Source organism: Pseudolabrys sp. Root1462, from assembly GCF_001426945.1.
Lineage (GTDB): Bacteria > Pseudomonadota > Alphaproteobacteria > Rhizobiales > Xanthobacteraceae > Pseudolabrys.
The window spans coordinates 1-26381 of the sequence record NZ_LMFS01000003.1 but is presented as its reverse complement, the minus strand read 5'-3'; the positions used below and the strand labels follow the sequence as shown (position 1 = coordinate 26381).

At 65.1% G+C, this 26381-nt stretch carries 25 protein-coding genes and 1 tRNA gene; 18 read left to right on the top strand and 8 right to left on the bottom strand.

What is annotated here, in order from left to right; translation table 11 throughout:
- The first annotated feature begins 17 nt into the window (after positions 1 to 17).
- Together ASD45_RS16810 and pcaB are read left to right on the top strand one after the other, a co-directional pair.
- On the top strand, positions 18 to 524 hold the full coding sequence (locus ASD45_RS16810; RefSeq protein WP_082540991.1) for a response regulator: 507 nt from the start codon (positions 18 to 20) through the stop codon (positions 522 to 524).
- A gap of 65 nt (positions 525 to 589) precedes the next feature.
- Entirely contained in the window at positions 590 to 1948 is a 1359-nt protein-coding gene (pcaB, locus tag ASD45_RS16805) for a 3-carboxy-cis,cis-muconate cycloisomerase (RefSeq protein ID WP_056912861.1), read from the top strand.
- Here the strand turns inward: pcaB and ASD45_RS16800 are convergent, their stop codons facing one another.
- Together ASD45_RS16800 and ASD45_RS16795 are read right to left on the bottom strand one after the other, a co-directional pair.
- Positions 1949 to 2797: an amidohydrolase family protein gene (locus tag ASD45_RS16800; protein ID WP_082540990.1), complete on the bottom strand. Its 849-nt coding sequence runs from the start codon at positions 2795 to 2797 to the stop codon at positions 1949 to 1951. It abuts the gene before it with no gap.
- The gene (locus ASD45_RS16795; RefSeq protein ID WP_056912859.1) at positions 2794 to 3780 is read right to left on the bottom strand and encodes a tripartite tricarboxylate transporter substrate binding protein; all 987 of its coding nucleotides are present in this window, start codon (positions 3778 to 3780) and stop codon (positions 2794 to 2796) included. The genes ASD45_RS16800 and ASD45_RS16795 overlap by 4 nt, the downstream gene beginning before the upstream one ends.
- A 182-nt stretch (positions 3781 to 3962) precedes the next feature.
- On the opposite strand from ASD45_RS16795, the gene ASD45_RS16790 reads away from it, so the two are divergent.
- The gene (locus ASD45_RS16790; RefSeq protein ID WP_162249455.1) at positions 3963 to 4874 is read left to right on the top strand and encodes a LysR family transcriptional regulator; all 912 of its coding nucleotides are present in this window, start codon (positions 3963 to 3965) and stop codon (positions 4872 to 4874) included.
- Between the two features lie 27 nt (positions 4875 to 4901).
- On the opposite strand, the gene ASD45_RS16785 is transcribed toward ASD45_RS16790, so the two are convergent.
- A complete protein-coding gene (locus ASD45_RS16785) occupies positions 4902 to 5579 on the bottom strand; it encodes a dienelactone hydrolase family protein (protein WP_056912857.1) in 678 nt (225 codons plus the stop codon).
- Between the two features lie 181 nt (positions 5580 to 5760).
- On the opposite strand from ASD45_RS16785, the gene ASD45_RS16780 reads away from it, so the two are divergent.
- Entirely contained in the window at positions 5761 to 6918 is a 1158-nt protein-coding gene (locus ASD45_RS16780; protein ID WP_056912856.1) for a fumarylacetoacetate hydrolase family protein, read from the top strand.
- Positions 6919 to 6929: 11 nt separating this feature from the next.
- On the opposite strand, the gene ASD45_RS16775 is transcribed toward ASD45_RS16780, so the two are convergent.
- Positions 6930 to 7790: a DMT family transporter gene (locus ASD45_RS16775; protein WP_056912855.1), complete on the bottom strand. Its 861-nt coding sequence runs from the start codon at positions 7788 to 7790 to the stop codon at positions 6930 to 6932.
- Positions 7791 to 7894: 104 nt separating this feature from the next.
- On the opposite strand from ASD45_RS16775, the gene ASD45_RS16770 reads away from it, so the two are divergent.
- Positions 7895 to 9304 carry a PLP-dependent aminotransferase family protein gene (locus ASD45_RS16770; protein WP_056912854.1) on the top strand — a complete coding sequence of 470 codons (1410 nt, stop codon included), beginning with the start codon at positions 7895 to 7897 and terminating at the stop codon, positions 9302 to 9304.
- 42 nt (positions 9305 to 9346) lie between these two features.
- Here ASD45_RS16770 and ASD45_RS16765 read toward each other — a convergent pair.
- A tRNA-Arg gene (locus ASD45_RS16765) sits at positions 9347 to 9423 on the bottom strand.
- 367 nt (positions 9424 to 9790) lie between these two features.
- Between ASD45_RS16765 and ASD45_RS16760 the strand changes: the two genes are divergently transcribed.
- A complete protein-coding gene (locus ASD45_RS16760; protein ID WP_056912853.1) occupies positions 9791 to 9997 on the top strand; it encodes a KGG domain-containing protein in 207 nt (68 codons plus the stop codon).
- A gap of 65 nt (positions 9998 to 10062) precedes the next feature.
- Here ASD45_RS16760 and ASD45_RS16755 read toward each other — a convergent pair whose 3' ends face one another.
- Positions 10063 to 10965 (bottom strand): DMT family transporter, encoded by a 903-nt coding sequence (locus ASD45_RS16755; protein WP_056912852.1) that lies wholly within the window; start codon positions 10963 to 10965, stop codon positions 10063 to 10065.
- Positions 10966 to 11301: 336 nt separating this feature from the next.
- On the opposite strand from ASD45_RS16755, the gene ASD45_RS16750 reads away from it, so the two are divergent.
- The 12 genes from ASD45_RS16750 (at position 11302) to ASD45_RS16690 (ending at position 24851) form a co-directional block, all read left to right on the top strand.
- On the top strand, positions 11302 to 12576 hold the full coding sequence (locus ASD45_RS16750) for a pilus assembly protein (protein WP_056912851.1): 1275 nt from the start codon (positions 11302 to 11304) through the stop codon (positions 12574 to 12576).
- A 153-nt stretch (positions 12577 to 12729) separates the two neighbouring features.
- A complete protein-coding gene (gene cpaB / locus ASD45_RS16745) occupies positions 12730 to 13581 on the top strand; it encodes a Flp pilus assembly protein CpaB (protein ID WP_056912850.1) in 852 nt (283 codons plus the stop codon).
- Between the two features lie 38 nt (positions 13582 to 13619).
- A complete protein-coding gene (locus tag ASD45_RS16740; protein ID WP_056912849.1) occupies positions 13620 to 15194 on the top strand; it encodes a type II and III secretion system protein family protein in 1575 nt (524 codons plus the stop codon).
- A 4-nt stretch (positions 15195 to 15198) separates the two neighbouring features.
- Complete coding sequence (locus tag ASD45_RS16735) at positions 15199 to 15552, top strand: hypothetical protein (RefSeq protein ID WP_210168898.1); 354 nt, start codon at positions 15199 to 15201, stop codon at positions 15550 to 15552.
- Between the two features lie 16 nt (positions 15553 to 15568).
- On the top strand, positions 15569 to 16789 hold the full coding sequence (locus ASD45_RS16730; protein ID WP_082540989.1) for a response regulator: 1221 nt from the start codon (positions 15569 to 15571) through the stop codon (positions 16787 to 16789).
- Between the two features lie 6 nt (positions 16790 to 16795).
- Positions 16796 to 18211: a CpaF family protein gene (locus tag ASD45_RS16725; protein WP_056912846.1), complete on the top strand. Its 1416-nt coding sequence runs from the start codon at positions 16796 to 16798 to the stop codon at positions 18209 to 18211.
- Positions 18212 to 18223: 12 nt separating this feature from the next.
- The gene (locus ASD45_RS16720; protein ID WP_056912845.1) at positions 18224 to 19189 is read left to right on the top strand and encodes a type II secretion system F family protein; all 966 of its coding nucleotides are present in this window, start codon (positions 18224 to 18226) and stop codon (positions 19187 to 19189) included.
- A gap of 3 nt (positions 19190 to 19192) precedes the next feature.
- Entirely contained in the window at positions 19193 to 20149 is a 957-nt protein-coding gene (locus tag ASD45_RS16715) for a type II secretion system F family protein (RefSeq protein WP_056912844.1), read from the top strand.
- A 110-nt stretch (positions 20150 to 20259) separates the two neighbouring features.
- The gene (locus ASD45_RS16710) at positions 20260 to 20847 is read left to right on the top strand and encodes a tetratricopeptide repeat protein (protein WP_056912843.1); all 588 of its coding nucleotides are present in this window, start codon (positions 20260 to 20262) and stop codon (positions 20845 to 20847) included.
- Between the two features lie 174 nt (positions 20848 to 21021).
- Positions 21022 to 22443, top strand: coding sequence for a sodium:proton antiporter (locus tag ASD45_RS16705; protein WP_056912842.1), 1422 nt, complete (start codon positions 21022 to 21024; stop codon positions 22441 to 22443).
- A gap of 229 nt (positions 22444 to 22672) precedes the next feature.
- On the top strand, positions 22673 to 22990 hold the full coding sequence (locus ASD45_RS16700) for an HU family DNA-binding protein (protein ID WP_056912841.1): 318 nt from the start codon (positions 22673 to 22675) through the stop codon (positions 22988 to 22990).
- A gap of 643 nt (positions 22991 to 23633) precedes the next feature.
- Entirely contained in the window at positions 23634 to 24851 is a 1218-nt protein-coding gene (locus ASD45_RS16690; protein WP_156380958.1) for an acyl-CoA dehydrogenase, read from the top strand.
- A 39-nt stretch (positions 24852 to 24890) separates the two neighbouring features.
- Here the strand turns inward: ASD45_RS16690 and ASD45_RS16685 are convergent, their stop codons facing one another.
- Positions 24891 to 25733, bottom strand: coding sequence for an alpha/beta hydrolase (locus ASD45_RS16685; protein ID WP_056912839.1), 843 nt, complete (start codon positions 25731 to 25733; stop codon positions 24891 to 24893).
- A gap of 386 nt (positions 25734 to 26119) precedes the next feature.
- Positions 26120 to 26381 (bottom strand): transposase (locus ASD45_RS16680; protein WP_156380957.1); only part of this gene is annotated, 262 nt, incomplete at its 5' end.

Genomic DNA, 26381 nt, shown 5'->3' with positions numbered 1-26381 from the left:
AGGGTCAGTGCGCGTCCATGAATAAAAGTCCACTTGAATCCATGATCCAAGGGCTCAACATCCTTGTCGTGGATGGCAACGCCTACATGCGCAAGGTTACGCGCATGATGCTGATCAATCTCGGCGCCAAGTCGGTGATCGAAGCCGCCGACGGCCTGGCGGCTCTCGAGCAGATCCGCAACAGCGACCCCGACGTCATGCTGCTGGACTGGGATATGCCGCTGCTCAATGGCATGGAAGTGGTGCGCATCGTGCGCTCGCCCGGCGTGTTTCCGCGGCCCAACCTGCCGATCATCATGCTGACCAACCAGGGGCATCGCTCTGCGGTGGTGCAGGCCTTGCATGCTGGCGTCAATGAATTCCTGGTCAAGCCGACCTCGGCCAAGGCGCTGCATGATCGCCTGAGCTCGATCGTCGCCAATCCGCGGCCGATGGTGCAACTCGGCGACGCCTATGTGCCGCAGCCGCGCAAGATGGCGACCGGCCTCGAACTTGACCCGCCCGCGGAGCCGTGGCGCGTCTGAGCTTTCCGCCCGCTGACGCGCGCTTCCTGTTGTGACATAACCGTCGCAACAGGAGACCTCGTTTCATGCTTGGCGCTGCTTCCTCGACCGTCATCGATTCCATTCTGTTCCGCGACGCCTTCGGCACTGCTGCGATGCGCGAGGTCTTCTCCGACCGCGCGCTGATCGACCGCTATGTCGAAGTCGAGGTTGCGCTCGCTCAAGCCGAGGCCAAGGTCGGCGTCATTCCCAAGGAGGCCGCGGCGGAGATCGCCGCCCGGGCCGACGCGTCAAAGTTCGACCTCGACAAGCTGCGCGAAGAGACGGACCTCGTCGGCTATCCGATCCTGCCGGTGGTGCATCAGTTGGCGAAGCAGTGCGGCGAGGCCGGGCGCTACGTGCACTGGGGCGCGACCACGCAGGACATCATGGACACGGCGGTGGTGCTTCAGATGCGTGCCGCGCTCGATCTCATCGGCGCCGACATCGCCGCGCTGCGCGGAATCCTTGCGGGCCTGGCGCAGAAGCACCGCGACACCGCGATGGCCGGACGCACCCATCTGCAGCAAGCGCTGCCCATTACCTTCGGTTACAAGGCGGCGATCTGGCTCGCGATGTTCGATCGACATGCGGCGCGTTTGGCAGAGCTGAAGCCGCGCGTGCTGGTCGGTGAATTCGCCGGCGCCGCCGGCACGCTGGCGTCGCTCGGCGACAAGGGCTTCGCCGTGCAGGAGGCCTTGTGCGCCGAATTGAAGCTGGGCGTGCCGGTCTCGACCTGGCACGTCGCCCGCGACGGTTTCGCTGAGGCCATCAATTTCCTGGCGTTGCTGACCGGCTCGCTCGGCAAGATTGCGCTCGACATCATGATCATGGCCTCGACCGAATTCGCTGAAGTCTACGAGCCCTTCGTCAAGGGCCGCGGCGCCTCGTCGACCATGCCGCAGAAGCGCAATCCGATCTCGTCGGAGTTGATGCTGGCGGCATCGAAGGCGGTGCGTCAGCACGCCGGCCTGATGCTCGATGCCATGGTGCAGGATTTCGAACGCGCCACCGGTCCGTGGCACGCCGAATGGATCGCGATTCCGGAAAGTTTCGTGCTCACCGCCGGCGCGCTGCATCAGGCCAAATTCGCACTCGGCGGCCTCATCGTCGATGACAAGCGCATGGCGCAGAACCTCGGCATGTCGAACGGCCTGATCGTCGCCGAAGCGGTGATGATGCAGATGGCGCCCTTTATCGGCCGCCAGCGGGCCCATGATGTGGTCTATGCCGCCTGCCGTGTTGTCAACGAGCGGGGCGGTACGCTCGCCGCGGTGCTCGCCGCCGATCCGGAAGTGACCAAGCACTTCGACAAAGCCGCCGTCACCCGCATGACCGATCCGGCCAACTACAGCGGGCTGGCGCCGCAGATGGTCGATCGTGTCATCGCCAGCGCGAAGCGGTAGCTAGACCGCCGGAAAATCGTAGAGCCGCGCCGGATTGTCGACGAGGATCGCCTGCCGCTTGGCGGGGTCGCGCGTCCAGTCGAGGAACACATCGCGCAAGCGCGCTGCGTCAGGAACCGGGCCTTCCGGCCGCGGGTGCGGCCAGTCGGTGCCCCAGACCAGGTTCGCCGGATTGGCCGCGACCAGCGCGTCGTGGAACGGTTTGGCTTGGAGATAATCCGGCGGCGTGGCGCCGAGCCGGTAGGTGCCCGACAGCTTCGACCACAGGCGGCCTTCGCCGACCCCGCGCACCAGGGCCTGGAAGCCGGGGTTATGCGTGCCGTGATGATATTCGAGCCGGCCCATGTGATCGACCACCACCGGCATCGGAATGCGCTTGAGCGCCGCCGTCATGTCCGGCAGATCGCGGGTGTCGATCCAGAGCTGAACATGCCAGCCGAGATCGGCCATCGTCTTGTACAGCGGCTCGATATCCTTGAGGCCGACGCCGTTCTGGTAATAGGGCTTGCCGTCGCGGCGGAATTCGTTGGCGCGCAGACCGCGCACACCGGCTGTGTGCCATTCCTTCAGGATGTTGGGCGTCAGCTCGGCGCCGCCGACGGCGACGCCGCGCAAGCGCGCCGGCTCGCGCGTCAGCGCATCCAGCATCGCCGTGTTGTCGCGGCCATAGGCCGACGGTTGCACCAGCACGCCGCGGTCGAAGCCGAGCCGGTCGAGCAGCGCGAGATAGGCTTCGAGCGGCGCATCATCCGGCGTGTAGCTGCGCGGTTCCGCGTACGGGAATCGCGCAGCCGGGCCGAAGACGTGACAGTGGCAATCGCACGCGCCCGCCGGCAGCACCCCGCTCATTGCGGCTTGATGCCGGCGAGATCTGCCGCCTTCTTCATGTTCGCGGCATCGTCCTGGAGGAACGCGGTGAAGCCTGCCGATGTCATCTGCGCGGGCGTAGCGATCTCGGCGCCAAGTTCTTCCAGCCGGGTGACCGCGGGCGTGCCCGGCTTGAGGCCGTCGGCGATCGCCTTCTGCAGTTGCGCGATCACCGCCGGCGGCGTCTTCGCCGGCGCGACGATGCCGATATAGCTGCCGGCGGTGAAATCCTTGACGCCGCCGTCGATGAAAGTCGGGACGTCCAGCGCCAGCTTGGAGCGATGGTTGAGCGCGACGCCGACGATGTGGGCTTTGCCGCCCTTGTGCATCTGCAGCGCGGTCGAGAACTCGGTCATGGCGCCGCTGATCGTGCCGGCCATCAAGTCGGGCATCAGCGCGCCGCCGCCGCGATAGGGCACATGCGTGATGTTGGCGCCGGTCGCTGCCTTCAGGCGTTCGAGCGTCATGTGCGTCGCACTGCCAACGCCGCTGGTGCCGATGGTCATCGGCGTCTTTTTCGACGCGGCGACGTACTCCTGCACGTTCCTGGCTTCGATCTTGTTGGTCAGGATCAGCGCGTGCGGCACGTAACTGGTCAGCGCCACGGCCGTGAAATCCTTCTGCGGATCGTAGCCGAGATTGGTGTGCATCAGCGGATTGATGGTCATCGGCCCGTTGGAGGCGACCAGCAGCGTGTAGCCATCGGGATCGGCCTTGGCGACCGCCTGTGCGCCGACACCGCCGCCGGCGCCGCCGCGGTTCTCGACCACCACGGTCTGCTTGAGATTCTTGCCCATCAGATCGCCGATGAGGCGGCCGACGATGTCGGCGTTGCCGCCGGCGGCGAAGGGGACGATGAGGTGGATGACGTGGTCGGGATAAGCGGCGAAGGCGGCGCGCGGCAATAGCCCGATGATGGGCGTGGCGCCCAGCGCGGCGATCAATGTGCGGCGGGTAACGGCCATGATGTCTTCCTCCCTGACGGTTTTTTGAGTTCCGGCCGGCGTTGGTTCGCCGGCTCTGGTCACGCCCGGCTTGGGCCGGTTCTGTGATGTCGCAAGCTTAGAGAAGCCTTCCTTATTTTCCAAATTGATAATAACAATTCGCATCATTCACCGGGCCAATGCTCGAGCGAAGGCCGCCGGCCATGAATCTCAGCAATCTCGACTTCAACCTGCTCAAGGTGCTCGATGCGCTGGTCAGCGAGCGCAACGTGACGCGCGCCGGCCGGCGCCTCGGCCGTTCGCAGCCCGCGGTCAGCAACGCGCTGCAGCGGTTGCGCGCGCTGCTGGGCGACGACCTTCTGGTGCGCGGCCCCGGCGGCTTCGTGCTGACGCCGCGCGCCGAGGCCATTCGCTTGCCGCTGCGCGAGTCGATCACGTTGATCGAAAGTTGCCTCGCTCAGCAGCCGCCATTCGATCCCTCGGTGTCGATCGATGTGTTGCGCCTGACCTTGCCGGATCGCCTGAGCATTGCCGTGCTGCCAAAGCTGTTCGCGCGGATACAGCGTGTCGCGCCGAACATGGCGTTGCAGGTGCAGACCGCGGACCGGCAGAAGGCGCTTGCGCTGCTCGAGGACGACCGCGCCGATCTGGCGCTCGGCACCTTCGACCAGATGCCGAACCATCTGCGCACAGAATTCCTGCTGGAGGATCACCTGTTCTGCGTGTTTCGCCGCGACCATCCGATCGCGCGGCGCGGTGCGCGCTTCGACATCGACGCGGTGCTGTCATTTCCGCACCTGGTGGTGAGCGCGACCGGCGACCGCACGGCGATCTTCGACGATCTGCTGCACTCGCGCGGTCTGGCCCGCCGCGCGCAGATGACGGTGACGAATTTCACCGCGGTGCCGCAATTGCTTGGCGCCAGCGACATGATCGGCGTCTTCACCAAGCTGGCCGCCGATGAATTCCAGAAATCCGCCGGGCTCGCCAAGCGGCCGGTGCCGATCGATGTCGGTGGTATCGCCACCACCATGGTCTGGCACAATCGCTACGACAGCGACCGCAGGCACGTCTGGCTGCGCGAGCAGATCAGGACGCTCTACCGCGCGCTCTGACGCGCTGGCGACGTCAGTCGGCGGCGCTCAGGCGGCGTGGACCTTGGCGAGGAAGTCGAGCGTGCGGCTGCGCGCCAGCTTGGCGGCCTGCTCCACATAAGCCGGCCGCACCTCGTTGGCGAAGGCGTGACCCGCGTCGTAGTTGTGCGTCTCCGCCGACGGGAATGCCTTGAGCACCTGGTCGATGATTTCCGGCGTCGAGTTCGGGTCGGTCTTGCCGAAGTGGAACAGCAGCGGGCATTTCGGCTTGCAGTCGAGATAGGTCGGCAGCCGCGTGCCGTAGAAGGCGATGGCGCCGCGCAACTCCACCTCGGCCGCGGCGCGGATGACGACGCCGCCGCCCCAGCAGAAGCCGAGCACCGAGACGCCGTGCGGGTTTTTCACGCAGGCCGCCGCCGCGGCGATGTCGAGGATAACCTTGTCGAGCGCCAGGCTGTAAGCCAGGTCACGGCCGCGCTCGGCCTCGCTGAACGGCACCACCGTGCCCGGGGCGACGCGGTCATAGACGCAGGGGCAGATCGTGTCGTAGCCGTCCTGCGCATAGGACCGCACCACACCCTTGAGCTGGTCGGTAAGGCCGAAAATCTCCTGCAGGATGATGAGCCCGCCGCGCACGTTCTGCGTCGGCCGGGCACGGAAGCCCTGGAGCTTGAAGCCGTCGGAGGCCGTCAGCGTTTCCGTGGTCTCGGTGATGGTCTGGCTCATCGGGGCTCCCGTTGGTTCAATCTGGCGAGCGGACCTTAAGGAGGCCGGGCGCTGCAACAAAATCAATATTCGGTATGCACTCCATGCACCCGATGAATGACGAGAGCCCGCGGCGCTAGCGCCAAACGCCGACCCGACCTAAAGTCGCTCCGACCAAAAGCGCGCAAGACAGGAAGCGATCATGCCCAACCACTCGATGCAATTGCCGGAGCACGGCACGTTCCTCGGCCGTGCCCATTCTCCCGGCACCGCGCATCCGCTCGTCGTCACGGCGCGCGAAGGCGTGATCGTCGATATCACTTCGGCCCATGCTCCAACGGTGCGCGACATCTGCGAGATGGACGATCCGGCCGGTTACGTTCGCGGCGTCAAGGGCAGGCCGCTCGGGGGGATCGATGCCATCACCGCGGCCAGCCTGTCGCATGCGTCGGAACTGGCGGTGCGGCTGCTCTCGCCGGTCGATCTGCATGCGGTCAAGGCGGCCGGCGTCACCTTCGTCGTCAGCCTGCTCGAGCGCGTCATCGAGGAACAGGCGCGTGGCTCGGCCGACAAGGCCGACGCCATCCGCGCCGACATCCACAGCCTGATCGGCGAAGACCTCTCCAAGCTCAAGCCCGGTTCGCCGGAAGCCATGGCGATCAAGGCCAAGCTGATCGCGCGCGGCGCATGGTCGCAATATCTCGAGGTCGGCATCGGGCCCGATGCGGAGGTGTTCACCAAGTGCCAGCCGCTGTCGTCGGTCGGGTTCGGCGCCGACGTCGGCCTGCTCGAGGCGTCGACCTGGAACAATCCCGAGCCGGAAGTCGCGGTGGTCGCCGCCAGTTCCGGCCGCATTGTCGGCGCGACGCTCGGCAACGACGTCAACCTGCGCGACATGGAAGGCCGCTCGGCTTTGCTTCTCGGCAAGACCAAGGACAACAACGCGTCCGCTTCCCTCGGGCCGTTCATCCGTCTGTTCGACGACAGCTTCTCGATCGCCGACGTGAAGAAGGCCATGGTGCACCTGACCGTCGAAGGGCAGGACGGTTTCTTTCTCGAGGGCTCGAGCTCGATGGCCGAGATCAGCCGCTCGCCGGAAGATCTGGTGGCGGCGACGATGGGGCCGCATCATCAGTATCCGGACGGCATCGTACTCTATCTCGGCACCATGTTCGTGCCGTCAAAAGACCGCGGCGAGGCGGGCAAGGGCTTCACCCACAAGATCGGCGACATGGTCACGATCTCGTCGGAGAAACTGGGCGCGCTGGTCAATCGCGTGAAATATGCGCCGGACTGCCCGCCCTGGAATTACGGCGCGCGGTCGCTGATGCGCGACTTAGCGGCGGCGAAGTTGATCTAGGCCCCCGCCGCTCAGGAAAACCGCTTCGCTCCGGCGACGCAGGCGACGACCACGACCGTCGAGGCGATCATGGTCCAGGCGATCGGCTCGTGCAGCAGCCAGGCGGCGAGCAGCAAACCAAAGAACGGCTGCAGCAGTTGCAACTGGCTGACGCCGGCGATGCCGCCCAGCGCCAGGCCGCGATACCAGAACACGAAGCCGATCAGCATGCTGAACAGCGATACGTAGGCGAGGCCGAGCCAGGCCGGCGTGCCAACGACGCTCCATTGCGAAGGCAGTGTGAACAGCATGATCGCGCCCATCGGCGGCAACGACAGCAGCAACGCCCAGGAAATCACCTGCCAGCCGCCGAGCCGGCGCGATAGCGTCGCGCCTTCGGCATAGCCCAGGCCGCACAAAAGAACGGCGCCGATCATCAAAAGATCGCCGGTCAGCGAGCCGGCGCCGCTTTGCGACAGCGCGAAGCCCGCCACGGTCGCGGCGCCGATGAGCGAGAACAGCCACAGCGCCGGCCGCGGACGTTCACCGCCGCGCAGCACGCCGAAGAACGCCGTGGCGAGCGGCAGCAGGCCGATGAACACGATGGAGTGCGCCGCAGTGATGTGCTGCAACGCCAGCGCGGTGAGCAGCGGAAAACCGACGACGACGCCGGCCGCGACGATAATCAGGGACGCAAGATCGCTTCGCGCCGGCCGGGCCTGACGCAGCGTCGCCAGCAACGCCGCGCCGAGCAGCGCCGCGATCACTGCGCGCGCCGAGGTCAGGAACAGCGGCGACAGATCGAGGACGGCAAGCCGCGTCGCCGGCAGCGAGCCGCTGAAGATGATGACGCCGAGGAGCCCGCTGCCCCAGCCCGCGGTACTTCGTTCCATGGCTTTCTGTAGCGCCGGGCGGCTATCGCCGTAACGCACAGTGCAGTACAATTGCGCCAAACTGTATGGCTCACATGAGCCATACACCGAACCCGGACATGGCCATGGATGAACGCGTCATGACGCGGACCGAGGCGCTGATGCATGAGGTCCGCGGTCGCATCGCCGGCCGCGCGCTGGCGCCCGGCGATCGGCTGCCCTCCATCCGCCGCTTCGCATCGGCGATGGACGTATCTCCATCGACGGTGGTCGAGGCTTACGATCGCCTCGCCGCCGAGGGGGTCATCCGAGCGCGGCCGGGCTCGGGCTTCTACGTCACCGCCCATCACCAGCCGCCGATGGTGCTGGGCGCACCGCGCGCTCGCGACGTCGATCCGTTCTGGGTGTCGCGTCAATCGCTCGACGCCGAGAACTCGGTGCCCAAACCGGGTTGCGGCTGGCTGCCGGCCGACTGGATGCCGCACTCGGCGCTGCGCAAGGGCTTGCGCAAGCTGGCGCGCGCCGGCGACGCGATGCTGTGCGATTACGGCAGCACGCGCGGCTCGCCGGCGCTGCGCCGTGTGCTGATCGCTCGGTTCGCCGAGGAAGGCCTCGATGTCACGCCGGGGCAGGTGATGCTGACCGGGTCGGGCACGCAGGCGATCGATCTCGTTTGCCGGATGCTGCTGCGGCCCGGCGACACCGTGCTGGTCGACGACCCGTGTTACTTCAATTTCCTGGCGTTGCTGCGCGCGCATCAAGTGAAGGTCGTCGGCGTGCCCTACACGCCAACCGGGCCCGACATCGCCGCCTTTGACAACATTCTCGCCACCGAACGTCCGCGCCTCTACATCACCAATTCCGGTTTGCACAACCCGACCGGTGCCAGTCTCACTTCGCAAGCGGCCTACCGTGTGCTCAGCGCTGCCGCGGCGCATGACCTGACCATCGTCGAGGACGAGATCTTCGCCGATTTCGATCCGGCGTCGTCGGCGCGGCTGGCGGTGCCGGACGGGCTCAACCGCGTCATTCGCGTTGGCAGCTTTTCCAAAACGCTGTCGGCTTCGGTGCGCTGTGGCTACATCGCCGCGCGCGCCGACTGGATCGAGGGGCTGACGGATCTGCAGATCGCCACCGGCTTCGGTGGACCCAGCCCGGTCGCGACGGAATTGATCGCCGGTGTTCTCGCCGGCGGCAGCTATCGCAAGCACATGGAGGAGGTGCGCCGCCGGCTGGTGCGGGCCCGCAAGGACGCGGCGCAGCGACTTGCGCCGCTCGATATCGTGCCGTGGTTGATGCCGCGCGGCGGCTACTATCTGTGGTGCCGGCTGCCGGACGGCATCGACTCGGCGGCGCTGGCGCGTCGCGCCATGGCGGACGGCATCGTGCTGGCGCCGGGCAACGTGTTCAGCGTGTCGCAGTCGGCGGGCGAATTCATGCGCTTCAACGTCGCGCAAATGGCGGATAGGCGAATCACCGCCGTGATCAAGAGCGCCATCGAACAGGAGCGTGAGGCGGGGGCCGAACCACGCTAACAGGCTTGTGGTTGGCTGCGGCTGTCGCCGCCCTTGAAAGAATGGCGCGCCCGGCGCGATTCGAACGCACGACCTTTGCCTTCGGAGGGCAACGCTCTATCCAGCTGAGCTACGGGCGCGTAGCAGACCCTGATTAGACCAAATGGCCGGAACCGGCAATGGAGTTCGCACCACCGGTTGGCATGTTCGCCGCGCCATGCGGATGGGGCGAGCGGCCCTTCGGCTTGGCCGCCGTGGCGGCGGTTCGGACTACGATCCCATGGCTTATTGATGACAAACCGGCGGCCATGTCGTGCAGGCGGCGCGACGCGACAATTTGAAACTCTCTGCGCTGCTGTTCCGCGACGCGCGTTACGAAACAATATATCGGACGTTAAATTTCGAGTTTCACCGAACGCATCACGAAGGCCGCGGTTGACGGTATGACGTTGCCAACGACGAGCAGCGCCTCCCGAAAATACGTCAACGATAAAACGGAGATGTTTCATGGCAAACGAACAACGTGGCGGTTCCGGTAACTTCGCCAACGATCCGCAACGCGCGTCCGACGCCGGCAAGAAAGGTGGCGAGCATAGCCACGGCGGCCAGCAGTCGCAGTCGAGCGGATCGAAGGGCCAGCAAGGCGGCTCGGGCAATTTCGCCGATGACCCGAAGCGCGCATCGGAAGCCGGTCGCAAGGGCGGTCAGCAGTAGTTGAATAACGGGAGTCTCGGCCGCAGGCCGGGGCTCCCGATCTTTCGTCCGCGCTCGCGGCGCGGCTAGCGCACTGGGGTCCGCGAGGCGATGTCTCGCTGGCGGACGCGCTCGCGGTGCAGCGCATAGAGACCGCTGCCGACAATCAGTAGCGTTCCGGCGATCGACAGGCGGTCCGAGATTTCACCGAACACGAAGTAGCCGGACAGCCCGCTCCAGATCAGCAGCGAATAGCGGAACGGCGCCACCAGCGACACATCGACATTGCGGAAGGCGGCCACCGCCAGCGCGCTGCCGGCGGTGAGAAACACCGCGGCAAGCCCCAGCAGCCCGGTATATTCCGCCGGCATCAGCTTCCAGTCCTCGCCCGCCAGCAGCCCGAATATCGATCCGGCAATGGTCGTGCCGACCAGGCTGATGAACGTGACGGACAGCGTGCTGGTGCCGGGCTGCAGGCGCCGTGTGGCGATGTCGCGCACCGCGGAGAAGCACGCGCCGGCCAGCGCCAACAGCGCCCATTCGTTGAAATTGGCCGGACTCGGCTTGACGATCAGCAGCATGCCGCCGACGCCGACGCCGATCGCAGTCCAGCGTCGCCAGCCGACCTGCTCCTTGAAGAAGAAGGCGAGCAGCATGGTGACGATCAGCGGTGACATCAGGTTGATCGCCATCAAGTCGGCGAGCCGGAGCTTGGTGAGCGACACCACGAAGGTGACGTTGGCGAGCGAATCGAGCGTGGCGCGCAGCAGCACGGTGTGGTGCAGTGCACCGTGGATGACGAGCGTCCGCTGAACTATCGCGATGGCGACGCCGAGAATGGCAAGGCAGACGAAGCCGCGGACCACCAGCACTTCGCCGATCGGATGCGTCAGCGCCGTGATCTTGGTTATCGTGTCGTTTACCGTGAACAGGGCGCAGCCCGTGATCAGGGCGATGATTCCGCGCTGGTTGTCCTGATAAGTAGGCACGCGATTTTCGGTTCGAATAGGGTGAGACGGCCAACCGCGGCGATTGCACGACGCCTTGCCAGATCGAAACGAGTGTCAGGAAAGTGCGACTGGCGCTTCGCAAAACCACCATTAGGCCAAACTCGCACCTGGGGCAACGCAGGATGTTGACTGGTCTGTGCTGTATCTCACCACCGGCGCGGCTCGCCCCATTCCACGCAATTATCTCGGATTAGAATTCATTTCGCTGATTATCCGAGCGGAACTTCTCACGGCTTCTAAAGAGGCTCTCGAACAAAGTTGCCGCACGTTAGGCATAGGCCGACCCTCTCGGCCGTTTGGGGCAGGGCTCTCCCGATGTTCACGAAGTTTCTGAAGGACCGCCGCGGCAGCATAGCGCCGATGATGGCGATCCTGGCGGTTCCGCTGATCGGCGGCGCCGGCGTCGCCATCGACTACTCGCAAGCCAACGCGACCAAGGCCTCCTTCCAGGCCGCGCTCGATTCGACGGCGCTGGCCATGTCGAAAACCGCGGCAACGCAGAACGCCGCAGATCTCCAGGCGGCCGCGACCAGTTACTTCAACGCGCTGTTCGCCAAGCCCAATGTCACCAATGTCAGCATCACCGCGACCTACACCGGCACGGCGGGATCGAAGCTGGTGCTCAACGGCGCCGCGACGCTGAAGACCAACGTCATGGGTGTGCTCGGCTACGATCACATCAATATCAAAGCGGCGGCCACCTCGACCTGGGGCGATACGCGGCTTCGTGTCGCGCTGGTGCTCGACAACACCGGCTCGATGTCGAGCTCTAGCAAGATGACCGCGCTCAAGACCGCCAGCCAGAATCTGCTGACGCAGCTCAAGAACGCGGCGCTGCTGCCGGAAGATGTCTATGTCTCGATCGTCCCGTTCTCCAAGGACGTCAATGTCGGTGCCGACAATTACAATCAGCCCTGGATCAACTGGACGCTGTGGGAGGCTGCCAACGGCACCTGCAGCAACACCAGCTACAAGTCGAAGAGTTCATGCGAGTCGCACGCCAAGGTCTGGACGCCGGCCGACCATTCGACATGGAACGGCTGCGTCACCGACCGAGATCAGAATTACGACGTCACCAACAGTCCGGCACTGTCCGGCGGCACGCTTTATCCGGCCGAGCAATATTCGTCCTGCCCGACACCGCTGATGCAACTGAGCAACGACTGGACGGCGCTGTCGGCCAAAATCGATGCCATGCAGCCGGCCGGCAACACCAACCAGGCGATCGGTCTGCAGATGGGCTGGCAATCGCTTACCGCCGCGCCGTTCACGGTGCCGGCCTTCGATTCCAACTATCAATACAACCAGGTGATCATCCTGCTCACCGACGGCCTCAACACCGAAGACCGCTGGTACACCAACCAGTCGTCGATCGACGCGCGCGAGCAGAAGGCCTGCGACAACATTAAGGCCGCCGGCGTCACGCTCTACACGGTGCAGGTCAACACCGGCGGCGATCCCACCTCGACGCTGCTGAAGAACTGCGCGAGCAGCACCAGCAAGTTCTTCTTGCTGACGTCATCGACGCAGATCATCACGACTTTTAATCAAATCGGCACCGCGCTCTCGCAGCTTCGTCTCGCCATGTAGGTTTTGCGCGCAGTTTAAGTAAATCGCGCGCAGTCCTTCACATGACATTCAGCAAGCAACGAAGTGGTTTCACCCCATTAATAATTGAATCGATCACCTCGCATACGGTGAAGGTGTCGGCTCGCTCGAAGGGCCGCTGAAGGATCCTGTTCGATGCGCGCCAGCACACTTGTCATGATCGCCTTCGCTTTGGTGTTCGGCATCATCGCCGTCTTCATCGCCCAGATCTGGCTCGCCAATCAGGCCAACAAGCACGTCGAGGCAACCGCCAAGCCGGTGCCGACGCGCACGCTGGTCGTCGCCAAAATGCCGCTGCGCTACGGCACCGAACTCAGCGCCGCCATGCTCGAGGAGGTGCCGTGGCCGTCGGAGGCGTTGCCCGCCGGCGCTTTCACCAAGATTTCTGATGTATTGAACGGTGGCAGCCGCATCGTCCTCACCGCGATCGAGGCCAATGAGCCGGTGCTCGGGCTGAAGATCACCGGCCCCGGCCAGCGCGCGACGCTGTCGGCCCTGGTGAAGCCGGGCATGAAGGCGGTCACCGTCCGCGTCAACGACGTCGAAGGCGTCGGCGGCTTCGTTCTGCCGGGCGATCACGTCGATGTCGTGCTCACGCGCACCATCGAAAAGGGCAACGCGACCACGGAAGTGGTGCTGCAAAACCGCCGCGTGCTGGCGGTCGATCAGATCGCCGACGAGCGGGCCGCCAAGGCCACCGTCGCCAAATCGGTGACGCTCGAAGTCGACACCGTCGAGGCGCAGAAAGTCTGGCTCGCGTCCACCGTCGGCAACCTGTCGCTGCTGTTGCGCAAGGCCGGCGAAACGGCGCAGGCGCGCACGCGCAAGATCACGCTCGACGATCTGACGACGCAGGAGCCGGTCGCGGATCGCGGCGCGACGACCACGACCGTGTCGGTAACGCGCGCCGCCGCCAAGCAGGACTACACGGTGCCGGTCGAAACGGCGCGGCGCGGCGGCGCCGTCGCGGAGGCCGTGCGTCAGTGACGGCCGTGAATTTCTCGTCGAACATCAGGAGCACGGCCATGAGCCGCCAAGACCAGGACCGCAGGGTCCTCGGCAATCAAACCGCGTTCGCGCGGGCTGTCGGATACTGGCAATTTCTCCGCGAGGTCGCGCTGGCCGGAACGGTGACCCTGCTCGGGGTGCTGTATCTCGGCGCGATCGACGCGCATGCCGCGCCGCGCCGCGCCGATGAAGCCAACCTGTCGGGCACCTCGAATCTGTCGATCGTGGTCGGCAAATCGCAGGACGTGCGCACCAGCGCCGGCTTCGTCAGCATCGCGGTCGGCGATCCGGAAGTCGCCGACGTCAACCCGCTCACCGACCATACCCTGTCGGTCCTCGGCAAGAAGATCGGCACCACACGCGTGACGATTTACGACGAGCAGAAACGCCTCGTCGGCATCTACGACGTCGAGGTCACCTATGACGTGTCACGGCTGATCAACGAGCTGCGCCGCCGCTTCCCGCATGCGCGGCTGCGCGCCTCGGCGGTCAACGGCCGCATCATGCTCGCCGGCGAAGTGCCGGACGCCGTGACGCTCGATCAGGCGGTCACCATCGCCAAGCAGTTCGGCCCGGACATCATCAACGCGGTGTCGGTGATGTCGCCGCAGCAGGTCATGCTCGAAGTGCGGTTCATCGAAGTCTCGCGCACCGCCGGTCGCGAGCTCGGCTTCCAGTGGAACCGTTTCGGCGACCGCAGCACGACGAATATCGGCTCGCGCCAGCCGGCGAACAATCTGCCGATCGACGCGCCGCCGAATGCCAACACGCTGTCCGCGGGCGAAGTGGCGGCCGGCGTGCTGTCCGGCGGCTCGCCGTTCGGCTTCATGCTGGCGCGCATGGTCGCGAACGGTGTCACCACAGACGTCATGATCAACGCCCTGGAGCAGAAGGGCGTCGCGCGCAGCCTCGCCGAGCCGAATCTGGTGGCGCTGTCCGGCGACACCGCGAGCTTTCTCGCCGGCGGCGAATATCCCATACCGGTCGCCGGCTCGCTCGGTCAGGTCACGGTCGACTACAAGAAATACGGCGTCGGCCTCGCCTTCACGCCGACGGTGCTCAGCCACGGCCTGATCAACATGAAGATCGAGCCGGAAGTCAGCGCCATCGACACCACCCACACCATTGCGGTGGCCTATGGCGTCTCGGTGCCGGCGCTGACGGTGCGGCGTGCCTCGACTACGATCGAGCTGCGCGACGGCCAGAGCTTTGTCATTGGCGGCCTGTTGCAGAACAACGGCCAGAACCAGCTCGAGCAGATGCCGTGGCTCGGTTCGGTGCCGGTGCTTGGCGCCCTGTTCTCGTCGAAATCCTACCAGCGCAACGAGACCGACCTGGCCATCATCGTCACGCCGCATATCGTGCGTCCGGCACGTCCCGGCGATCTGGTCAAGGCGCCGACCGACGACACGCAGCCGCCGAATGACGTCGATTACTTTCTGATGGGCAAGACCGAACTGCCCCGCCAGCCGCGCGCGCGCAGCGCGGCGACGCTCGCGACGTCGGACGCCAAAGTCGCGACCGCCGGCGCCGCGCCATCCGGCCATATGCTCGACATGCCGAAGTGGATCTCCAATGCCGCGGTTCAATAAGTCCATGGTCAGGCATTCGCGTCACCTGATGCTCGTCCTCACCGCCGCAACGCTCGCTGGCTGCTCGGAATATCTCGACCGCACTGACACCATGTCGCCGCAGTCCGGCAACGCGCTGCAGACCGACAAGCTCACGCACATGGTCGACCCGTGGCCGGCGGTGTCGGCGAACCGCAACATCGCCTTCGATGGCGCGGTGTCGCAAGCGGCCATGACGCGCTATCGCACCGGCCACGTGATCCGGCCGCGCGGCCTGAACGACAGCGGCGGCGGCGGTGGCAGCAACAATTCTCAGCCGTCGGCGAATTCGGCGCCGCTCGGCCCGACCGTGAATTCGCAGTCCGGTCCGGTGAAGTAACGCTCGAGGACCGTCCATGCGTCACCCCGCCGCTCCCACGACGTCCCCCACCCGGGTTGTCGTCGTCACCGCCGATGTCGATTTCGGCGCCATGGCGCGCGCAACCTTCGGCGCCTCGAGCGCCATCGAGCTTGTGGTCGAAACCGGTCCGCTGTCGACGCTGGCCGATACGCTCAACACCGACGGCGTCACCGTCATCGTCGTCGATCTCGATATCGGCCGTGCCGACGAGTTGTCGGCGCTGGCCCGGCTCACCACGCGCACTGGCCAGTGGCCGCCGGTGGTTGCGGTTACAGAGGCGTTCGACACCAATCTGGCACGCACGCTGATGCAATTGCGCGTCGCCGACTTCCTGGTGAAGCCGGTGTCCGGTCTCGATCTGGTGCGCACCTGCGCCCGCGTCGGCAAGCGCCCGGCCGGCGAAGGCAACGACCGCAAGGAAGCGCAGATCGTCTCGTTTCTGCCGGCCGTCGGCGGCGCCGGCGTCACGATGCTGGCGGTGCAGACGGCGCTGTTGCTGCTCGACAGCGGCCCGGCGCGCGCCAAGCCGTCGGTGTGCATCGTCGATCTCAATTTCCAGCAGGGCTCGGTCGCCGACTATCTCGATCTCGAGCCGCGCCTCAACCTGGCCGAGATCGAACCGCGGCCGGACCGCCTCGATCGGCAATTGCTCGAAGTGATGCTGTCGTACCACGCCTCGGGGCTCGCCGTGGTGGCGGCGCCGAACCGGCCGGCGGAAATGCGCTCGTTCGATCCCGACGTGGTGATGCGCCTGCTCGATCTGGTGTCGGCGCATTTCGACTACGTCGTCTTCGACATGCCGCGCACCTGGTTCTCGTGGACCGACAGCGTTCTGCTCGGCTGCAACAAGCTCTATGTCGTCACCGAGGCGACGGTGCCGGGTCTGCGCCACGCCAAGCAACTGGTCGGCGCCATCGCCGAGCGCCTGACGGACGTCGCGGCGCCGCATGTCATCGTCAATCGCTTCCAGCAGAAGATGTTCAATTCGGGCCTGCGGCTCACCGACATCGCTCGCGCGCTCGGCGATACGCCGCTGCACACGCTGCCGAACGATTACGCGCTGGTGCGCGAAGCGATCGACCGCGGCGTGCCGCTCAACGAGGTGCAGCAGGGCAACAAGGTCGTCGCCGAACTGAAGAAGATCGTGATCGGCGCGCCGAAGGCCGAAGGCGGCGTGCGGCCGCTGATGAAGAAGCTCAAACTGGCGGCGGGGTAGGGCAACATGAGCGGACGTTTCTCGCTGCGCCGCGCCGCCGTTGCGCCGCCGCCCGCGCCGGAGCCGCAGGTTGTGGCGCCGAGCCTGGTGACAAGTCTCGTGCCTGCGGCGCCGGCCGCCGCCGCGGAGCCCGCGGCCAATCCGCTGCTGTCGTCGAAGCTGCTCGACGCCAAGGTGCGGCTGCACCGCAAGCTGATCGAGGACATCAACCTGTCGGCGCTCGACAAGCTGCCGGAGGACCAGATCCGCGCCCAGGTCGAGCCGATGGTTACGCAATATGTCGTGGCCGAGCGGCTCGCGCTCAATCAGCAAGAACTGGCTGATTTCGTCTCCGAGATTCTCGACGAGATGACCGGCCTCGGGCCGCTGGAGCCGTTGCTCAAGGACCCGAGCATCGCCGATATCCTGATCAACGGTCATGAATGCGTCTATGTCGAGCGCGGCGGCATGCTCGAGCCGCTGCCGGTGCGCTTCAAGGACGAGCAGCATCTGCTGCGCATCATCAACAAGATCGTCGCCGCCGTCGGCCGCCGGGTCGACGAAAGCCACCCGCTGTGCGACGCCCGCCTGCAGGACGGCTCGCGCGTCAACGTCGCGGTGCGGCCGATCGGCGTCGATGGCCCGCTGGTGTCGATCCGTAAATTCTCCAAGAAGAAGCTCGATCTGGCCCGCCTGGTCGAGGTCGGCGCGTTGCGCCCGCCGATGGCCGAGGTGCTGGCCGCCGCGGTGAAAGCGCGCATCTCGACCATCATTTCCGGCGGCACCGGCTCCGGCAAGACCACGATGCTCAATGCCTTGTCGGCCTTCATCTCGGAGAAGGAGCGCCTCCTCACCATCGAGGACGCCGCCGAACTGCAACTGCAGCAGCCGCATGTCGGCCGCATGGAAACGCGGCCGCCCAATGTCGAAGGCAAGGGCGAAATCCGTCAGCGCGATCTGGTCAAGAACGCGTTGCGTATGCGCCCGGACCGCATCATCCTCGGCGAGTGCCGCGGCGAGGAAGCCTTCGACATGCTGCAGGCGATGAACACCGGCCACGAAGGCTCGATGGCCACCATCCACGCCAACACGCCGCGCGACGCCATCACCCGTCTCGAGCAGATGATCGGCATGGCCGGCCTGCCGATGACGGTGGCCTCGATCCGCGGTCAGATCGCCAATGCCGTGCAGCTCGTGGTGCAGCTCTCGCGGCAGTCCGACGGCAAGCGCAAGGTCACCTCGATCGCCGAGGTCACCGGGCTGGAAGGCGACATCATCCAGATGCAGGAGATCTTCAAATACGTGCGCACCGGCACCAAGCCGGACGGCACCGTCGAAGGCAATTTCGTCGCCACCGGCGTGCGCCCGCGCTTCCTGGCCGAACTCGCCAGCCACGGCATCACCATCCCGGGCGCGTATTTCGACCCGTCGCAGCCGCTATGAGCGCGTAGCGCCATGTTCGACTTCAACCCGGTCTATCTCTTCTACATCATGATCGGCCTGTCGGCGGCGATGTTCGCCGAAGGCATCTATCTGTTCTGTTACAACACCGGCTCGTACCGCAAGAACATCAATCGCCGCCTCAAGGTCATCGAGGGCAACACCGACCGCGAGAGCGTGCTGGTGCAGATCCGTCGCGAACGCGGCCTCACCGGCGCCGGCGATTACCACTTCAAGTTCTTCGAGCTCAATCGCTTGCTGCTGCAGTCCGGGCTGAGCATCGGCCTCGGCCGCCTCATCTTGTTCATTGCCGTCGGCGCTATCGGCGCCTTCGTCGCGACCCTGACGTTCGAACATAATGTCGGCCACGCCGTGCTCGCCGGCATCTTCAGCGCCACGGCGCTGCCGGTCATGGTGCTGAAATTTCTGCGCAACCGGCGGCAGAAGAAATTCGGCGCGCAGATCGCCGACGGTCTCGACATTATCGTGCGTAGTTTGCGCGCCGGTCATCCGGTGCCGGTCGCGATCTCGATGGTGGCGCGCGAAATGCCCGATCCGATCGGTTCGGAATTCGGCATCGTCGGCGACGAGATCACCTATGGCGCCGATCTCGAGACCGCGATGCGCAATCTGTATTTCCGCGTCGGCACCGACGATCTGCCGCTGTTCGTCACCGCGGTGGCGATTCAGACGTCGACCGGCGGCAATCTCGGCGAGATCCTGGAAAACCTGTCGGGCGTCATCCGTCAGCGCTTCAAGATGCGGCGCAAGGTCCGGGCGCTGGCCGCCGAAGGCCGCGCGTCGGCGCTGATCCTGTCGTCGCTGCCGATCCTGATGTTCATCGCCATCAATTTCATGGTGCCGACTTTCTATTCCAGCGTCTGGCACGAGCCGCTGACCAAGATGGCGCTCGCCGGCGCCGGCTTCTGGATGGGGATCGGCAACTTCATCATGTACCGCATGGTCAATTTCAGGATCTGACGCATGCCCGCCCTCGACGCGTTCGCCAATGCGTTCCGCGATAGCCAGAGCATCATGCTGACGCTGGTGGTGTTCCTCGCCGCCGGCACCCTGGCGTTTGCCATCATGGCGGTGATGCGCTCGCGCGGCTCGCTCAAGCGCCGCCACGCCCGCATCGTCGATGCGCCGCGCAATCCGCGTCACGCGCTGCGCCATTCCAGCGCCCGCGCCGTCGCCCGCATCGTCGACTACACCAACAAGCATTATTCCGGCGATCAGGAGGCGATGCGGTTGCTGCGCAGCCGCCTGATCCAGGCCGGCATATACGATCCGCGCGGCGTCGCGCTGTTCTTCGCCGGCCGCGCCGCTCTGGCGATCGTGCTCGCGGCCGCGGTGTTCTTCGTCCTGCCGTTCCTGTGGCCGATGGAAGGCTCGATGCTGTGGCTTAGCGTCATGGTCGGCGGCGTCGCCGGTTATGTCGGCCCCAGCATTTATATCGACAAACGCATCAAGGCGCGGACCCAGCAGCATCGCTCCGGCTTTCCGGATTTCCTCGATCTGCTGGTAGTCTGTTCCAACGCCGGGCTGTCGATGGAAGCCTCGCTCGAACGCGTCAGTCGTGAAATGGGCGAGAGCTATCCCTCGCTCACCGCCAACATCCATATGACCAATCTGGAAATCCGCGCCGGCCGTAATCTCAAGGATGCGCTGGAGCGTTTCGCCGGACGCCTCGCGCTCGACGAAGCGCGCGCCTTCGCCACCTTGATCAACCAGTCGATCGATCTCGGCTCGTCGATCACCGACGCGCTGCGCGTCTATTCCGACGACATGCGGCACAAGCGCATGTCCAGCGCCGAGGAGAAGGCCTATGCGCTGCCGGCCAAGCTCGCGGTGCCGATGATGATCTGCATCTTCCCCGTGCTGTTCGTCGTCATCCTGCTGCCGGTGATCGTCAAGCTGTCGGCCGGTCATTACTTCTAAGCCGACAATAATAAATAAAATCGCGCGCAATTTCGCGTCAGGTTCCGGCAGGACAATTAACTCGCATCAACTAGTCTGACGGCAAGCGCGTTAAGCGTATCGGGGGTTGTATGCGTCAAGTTTTCAGCCGGCTAGCACTGGTCCTGTGCGCCGGCATCATGCTTGCGGGCTGCAACGCCGCCGGCAACACGTCGCTGTCGGATTCCCTCGGTCTCACGGATACGGCCGGTGCCGATGCCTTCGCCGCCGCGCCGGCCGGCGGCGCCGCTTTGCCGCAAAGTGCGTTCGGCGAACCGACGCCGGAGGGCACCCTGCTCGGCACCAACCCGGCCGACGATCTGGCAACCGGCAAGGCCTATTTCCGCTCCGCCAATTACGGCATGGCCGAGCGCTACTTCCGCCGCGCCGTCGAGCAGCATCCGACCGACGCCGAAGCCTGGCTCGATCTCGCCGCGTCCTATGACCACGTCAAACGCTTCGATCTCGCCGACCGCGCTTACGCCCAGGCGATCCAGCTTGCCGGCCTCAAGATCGAGATCCTCAACAACCAGGGTTATTCGTACATGCTGCGCGGCGACAACGCGCGGGCGTATGAGAAGCTCAATGAGGCGCTGCGTCGCGCGCCCGGCAATCCTTATGTGATCAGCAATCTGCGGCTGCTGCAGGCCAGCGCCGCCCAATCAAAGGCCATCGAGTAGCGTCACGCGTCATTGCGGGCCGCGCGTGTAACGCGCGAACCCTGGCATCCGGACGCGCACTCGGTCCGTCGCTGGATTGCCGGCTCGCGACTTCGCCGCACCCGGAATGACAAGCGGGTCTTGCCTCCTCCGCCCATCGCAGGCAGAAATAGCCCGCAACATGGGGGGAGATCGATGAAGCGCATCGCCAGGCAGGTTTCGCTGTTAGCCATGGCACTGTCCGTGGCGCTGCCCGGCACGGCCTCCGCCGCCGAGGCGCATCTCGACGGCTCGCAGATGAGCCTGCTGTGGCCTCTGCCCTTTGCCGGCATCCTGTTGTCGATCGCCTTGTTCCCGCTGCTGGCGCCGAAATTCTGGGAACATCATTTCGGCAAGGTGGCGGCGTTCTGGGCGCTGGCGTTCCTGCTGCCCTGCGCGGCGATCTACGGCGTGCCGACGACGCTCGCCGAGCTGGTACACACCACCGCGCTCGAATATCTGCCCTTCATCATTCTGCTGCTGTCGCTGTTCGTGGTCTCGGGTGGCATCCGCATCGCCGGCAATCTGGTCGGCAACCCGGCGACCAACACGGCGATGCTCGCCATCGGCACCTTTGCCGCGAGTGTGGTCGGCACCACCGGCGCCTCGATGCTGCTGATCCGGCCGATGATCGTCGCCAACAAGAACCGCGCCAACAATGTTCATGTCTTTATCTTCTTCATCTTCCTCGTTTCCAATATCGGCGGCTCGCTGACGCCGCTTGGCGATCCGCCGCTGTTCCTCGGCTTCCTCAAGGGCGTCGATTTCCTCTGGACCGTGGAGTCGATGTTCCTGCCGATGATGGTGTCGAGCGTGATCCTGCTGGCGCTGTTTTACGCCATCGACAGTTATTTCTGGGGCAAGGAAGGGCATCGCCACGGAGGTCACACGCTGCGCCACGTCGACCTCGCCGGCCTGCACAACGTGCTTTATCTGTTCGGCATTGTCGGCGCCGTGCTGATCAGCGGCATCTGGAAGTCCGGCGTCGCGCTGCCGGTCGGCTTCGGCTTCGAGGTACCGCTGGAAGGCGTGCTTCGCGATGTCGTGCTTCTGGTGCTGGCCTGGCTGTCGCTGCGTACGACGCGGCGCAACATCCGCATCGAGAACGCCTTCACCTGGACGCCGATCCAGGAAGTCGCGCTGCTGTTTGCCGGCATCTTCATCACCATCATTCCGGCGCTGGCGATCCTGCGCGCCGGCAAGGACGGTCATCTGGCGCCGCTGCTCGCCTTCGTCACCGCCGCGGACGGCCAGCCGATCAACGCCGCCTATTTCTGGCTTACCGGCGTGCTGTCGAGCTTCCTCGACAATGCGCCGACCTACCTGGTGTTCTTCAACCTCGCCGGCGGCGACGCCCAGCACCTGATGGGGCCGCTGTACAAGACGCTGCTGGCGATCTCGGCCGGCGCCGTGTTCATGGGCGCCAACAGCTATATCGGCAACGCGCCGAACTTCATGGTCAAGTCGATCTGCGAGGAGCGCGGCATCAAGATGCCGAGCTTCTTCGGCTACATGGCGTGGTCGGGTGCGATCCTGCTGCCGCTGTTCGTGATCATCACCTTCGTGTTCTTCCGGTAGCGGGGTCGAATCGCGCCGCCACCGGCGGCAGATTCGTCCGGTATCGGACGCGCGAAAAGGCCTGCCGGATGGGCTTTCCAGCACCCTGTAGGGTCAAAAAGCCCCATTCCAAGGGCAAAAAACACAGCTTCCTGTGATTATCCGGCTCCGGGCGGGCCCAATCGCTTGCGAAAATCAGCGAATCTCATAGTGCTTCACAAGCGCATTTTGCGCTCAAGGAGCTTATTCAATGGCTACGAAACCCGCCGCGACGGCGAAGCCGAAGGCCGCCAAGCCGGTTACCCTGAAACAACTCGCCTACGCTCTGGCCGAGCAGCACCAGCTCACCAAGAAGCAGGGCGTCGAGATGCTCGACGAACTGGTTGCGATGATCACCAAGCACCTGAAGAAGGGTGAGCGAGTGAAGATCGCCGGTCTCGGCATCCTGCAGGTTCGCAAGCGCGCTGCCCGCATGGGCCGCAACCCGGCGACCGGCGAAGCGATCAAGATCAAGGCGTCGAAGAAGGTCGCCTTCCGCGCCGCCAAGGACCTCAAGGAAGCGATCTAACGATCGTCTGCCTTCTGGCATGCAAAGCCCCGCCGGTCTCGCCGGCGGGGTTTTTGTTTGCGCCTCCTCCCGAACCCCGCAAACCAGGCTTGGCTGTTGCCCCGCGAAGGCGGGGACCCGTACGCCGTGTCCTCCCCCTATGGCGGTGGTTATGGGTCCGGGTCGGCAGCCACTTGACATTAATTCCTAAAGCTATTATTCCTATGTCGTCCTGCTCGGTCGAGGGCGCTGTCATGAGGCGTCATGAGGTGGAGCAGGGCGCGGTGCCCGCGGGTCTGGGGGATCACGCATCCCGGACNNGGGCTCCGCCCGCCGGCACTATGACCGGCCGCGAGGAGCTCGCTGATGGTGAGCGCTACCCGCCGATGAGGCGGATCAGCCGCCAAAAGCGCGGCCCGGCGCCGTAATGACACCGCGAGGTGCGAAATCGAACGAGCGCCTCGCGGCGCTCCATCCCCTCGGCTTGTCCGAGGGGCGGAAGGGAAGGCAGGCCGCCCCGGGCCTTCAAACAACAGGGGCGATGGCGCACGCCCGCCGTATTCTCATGCAATCTGCGGCGCGCATCGCACTCTTGCTCCCGCTCGCGGCGGGCTATAATCACCCAAAGCCAGGTTCCGCCCGAAAGGGCCAGAGGAGTTCCGACATGTCGCAGACCGCCGAGAAGCGTCCCAGCAAGCCGTCCATGTTGAAGGACAAGGACTTCGTGTGGGAGGACCCGCTCGGCATCGAGTTCGAGCTGACCGAGGAAGAAGGCATGGTGCGCGACACCGCGCGCGGCTTCGCCCAGGACTACCTGATGCCGAAGGTCACCGAGGCCTATCTCAACGAGACCCACGATCCGAACAACCTGCCGGCGATGGGCAAGCTCGGTCTGCTCGGTCCGACGATCCCTGAGGAATACGGCGGCGCCGGCCTCGGCTATGTCGCTTACGGCCTGATCGCCCGCGAGATCGAGCGCGTCGACTCAGGCTATCGCTCGACCATGTCGGTGCAGTCGTCGCTGGTCATGTATCCGATCTATGCCTATGGCTCGGAAGCGCAGCGCCGCAAATATCTGCCCAAGCTCGCCACCGGCGAGATGGTCGGCTGCTTCGGCCTCACCGAGCCGGATCACGGCTCCGACCCGGGCTCGATGGTGACGCGCGCCGAGAAGGTTGCCGGCGGCTACAAGCTCAACGGCGCCAAGACCTGGATCTCGAACGCGCCGTTCGCCGACATCGCGGTGGTGTGGGCCAAGCTCGATGGCGTCATTCGCGGCTTCATCGTCGAACGCGGCATGAAGGGTTTCTCGACGCCGAAGATCCAGGGCAAGCTGTCGCTGCGCGCTTCGACCACCGGCGAGATCGTGCTCGCCGATTGCGTCGTGCCGGAAGAGAACCTGCTGCCGAACGCGCAGGGGCTGGGCGGTCCGTTCGGCTGCCTCAACAACGCGCGTTACGGCATTGCCTGGGGCGTCATGGGCGCCGCCGAATTCTGCTGGCACGCGGCGCGCCAGTACACGCTCGACCGCAAGCAGTTCAACCGGCCGCTCGCCGCCACCCAGTTGGTGCAGAAGAAGCTCGCCGACATGCAGACCGAAATCGCGCTCGGCCTGTCGGGCTGCCTGCGGCTCGGCCGCATGATCGAGCAGGGCCGCGCCGCCCCGCCGTCGATCTCGCTGATGAAGCGCAACAACTGCGGCAAGGCGCTGGACATCGCGCGCATGGCCCGCGACATGCACGGCGGCAACGGCATCTCGAGCGAGTATCATGTGATGCGTCACGCCGCGAACCTCGAGACGGTCAACACCTACGAGGGCACGCATGACATCCACGCGCTGATCCTCGGCCGCGCGCAGACCGGCATCCAGGCGTTCTTCTAGGAAGTGACGAGCATCGCCCGCGCCAGCGGGCGATGCGCCCTAGCGGTCCATCGCCGCCGTCTGCCGCGCCAGTTCGGCGATGCGCCTCACCATCGCGCTGCCCGCATCGGACAACGGATCGATGGCGGTGAAATGGTTGGCGCCATCGATTTCCTCATAGCGCGTGGCGACATTGTCCTGCCGCCAGGCTTCGGCGAAATCGCGGCTCTGGCGCAGGAATTCCGACGACTCGATGCCGCCGACGACGGCGTCGAAGCTGCGGCCGGACGGCACCGGCCAGAACAGCGGCGACACCGCGCGCGACGTTTGCTCGGTCAATTTGAGATCGGCATTGAGCGGGATCGTCAGCAGCTTGGTCGCGTCATAGACGCCGGAAATGCCGTAACCGGCCGACACCAGATCGGTCGGAACCGCGGGATCGAGCGTCTCCCAGTCGGTCGCGACCAGGCAGGCGGACAAGTGCCCGCCGGCGGAATGGCCGTAGGCGACGAACCGCTGCTTTTGCTCGCGCCACAGAAACAGCGATGCGGCGCGCATCTGCTCGATGATCTGCGCGATCGAGACATTCGGCGCGAGATCGTAGCCGACGACAGCGACGCTGACGCCGTTGCCGTTCAGTCCCCTGGCCATGTGGCTGTAATCGGAGCGGTCGAACGAGCGCCACCAGCCGCCGTGAATGAACATGGCGAGCGGCGCGTCGGCGGCGTCGGCCGGAAATAGATCGATGCCCCGCTTCGGCGTCGGGCCGTAGCTTAGATTGAGCCGGGCCTTCGGGCTGGCCTTGCGATAGGCCGCCGCTTCGCCGGCCCAGCGCTTGAAGATTTCCGGATGTTCCGGCACGCGGGCGCGGTTGTCGTATTCCTTGGTGTAATCGACGGCCATGGATCAATGCTCCGGTTCCGGCGCGACACTGGCGGATCGGCAAAGATCAGACAAGAGACGTGCGGAAATACGGGCAATGCGCTAGGCTCGGTGCATGTCCGCTTCTCTAATCGGCCATTTGAGGTCAAGCACTTTCAGACTATCCACCACTGCAGTGTCGATGTCGCTCACGGGCTCGCGCTTCTCTTCGGAATCGGCACCATGGCCCTTCCATTATGGGATTCGAGGACGAGGTGGAACAATCTAATGGGCGACCTTACCGTCAGTGTAACGGCAGGTCCAAGCGGACATACGAACTCACCTCATCCATCGTCCCGCGAGGGACATCTTTCCACCACTGGGTGGATCTCGGGTTTTCTCCTGTCGCTATTGATCCTGATTAGATCTCATGCCGCTGCAGCCTCCCGGGTCCAGCGGAACTCAGTGCCATCAACCCATATGCGATGCATGATCACGCCCAACCGACGCGCCAGTGCCACAATCGCCTTCTTCATCCCGCGGCGCCTCGCGATCTGCATCGCCCAGGCCTTGAGCCAAGACCATTTCTTCGAACGCAGCATGCTCTGGGCCGCTTCGTAGAGCATGGCCCGCATCATCTCATCTCCGCAGCGTGATATCCTGCCGCTCCATTCAACCTCGCCCGATTGA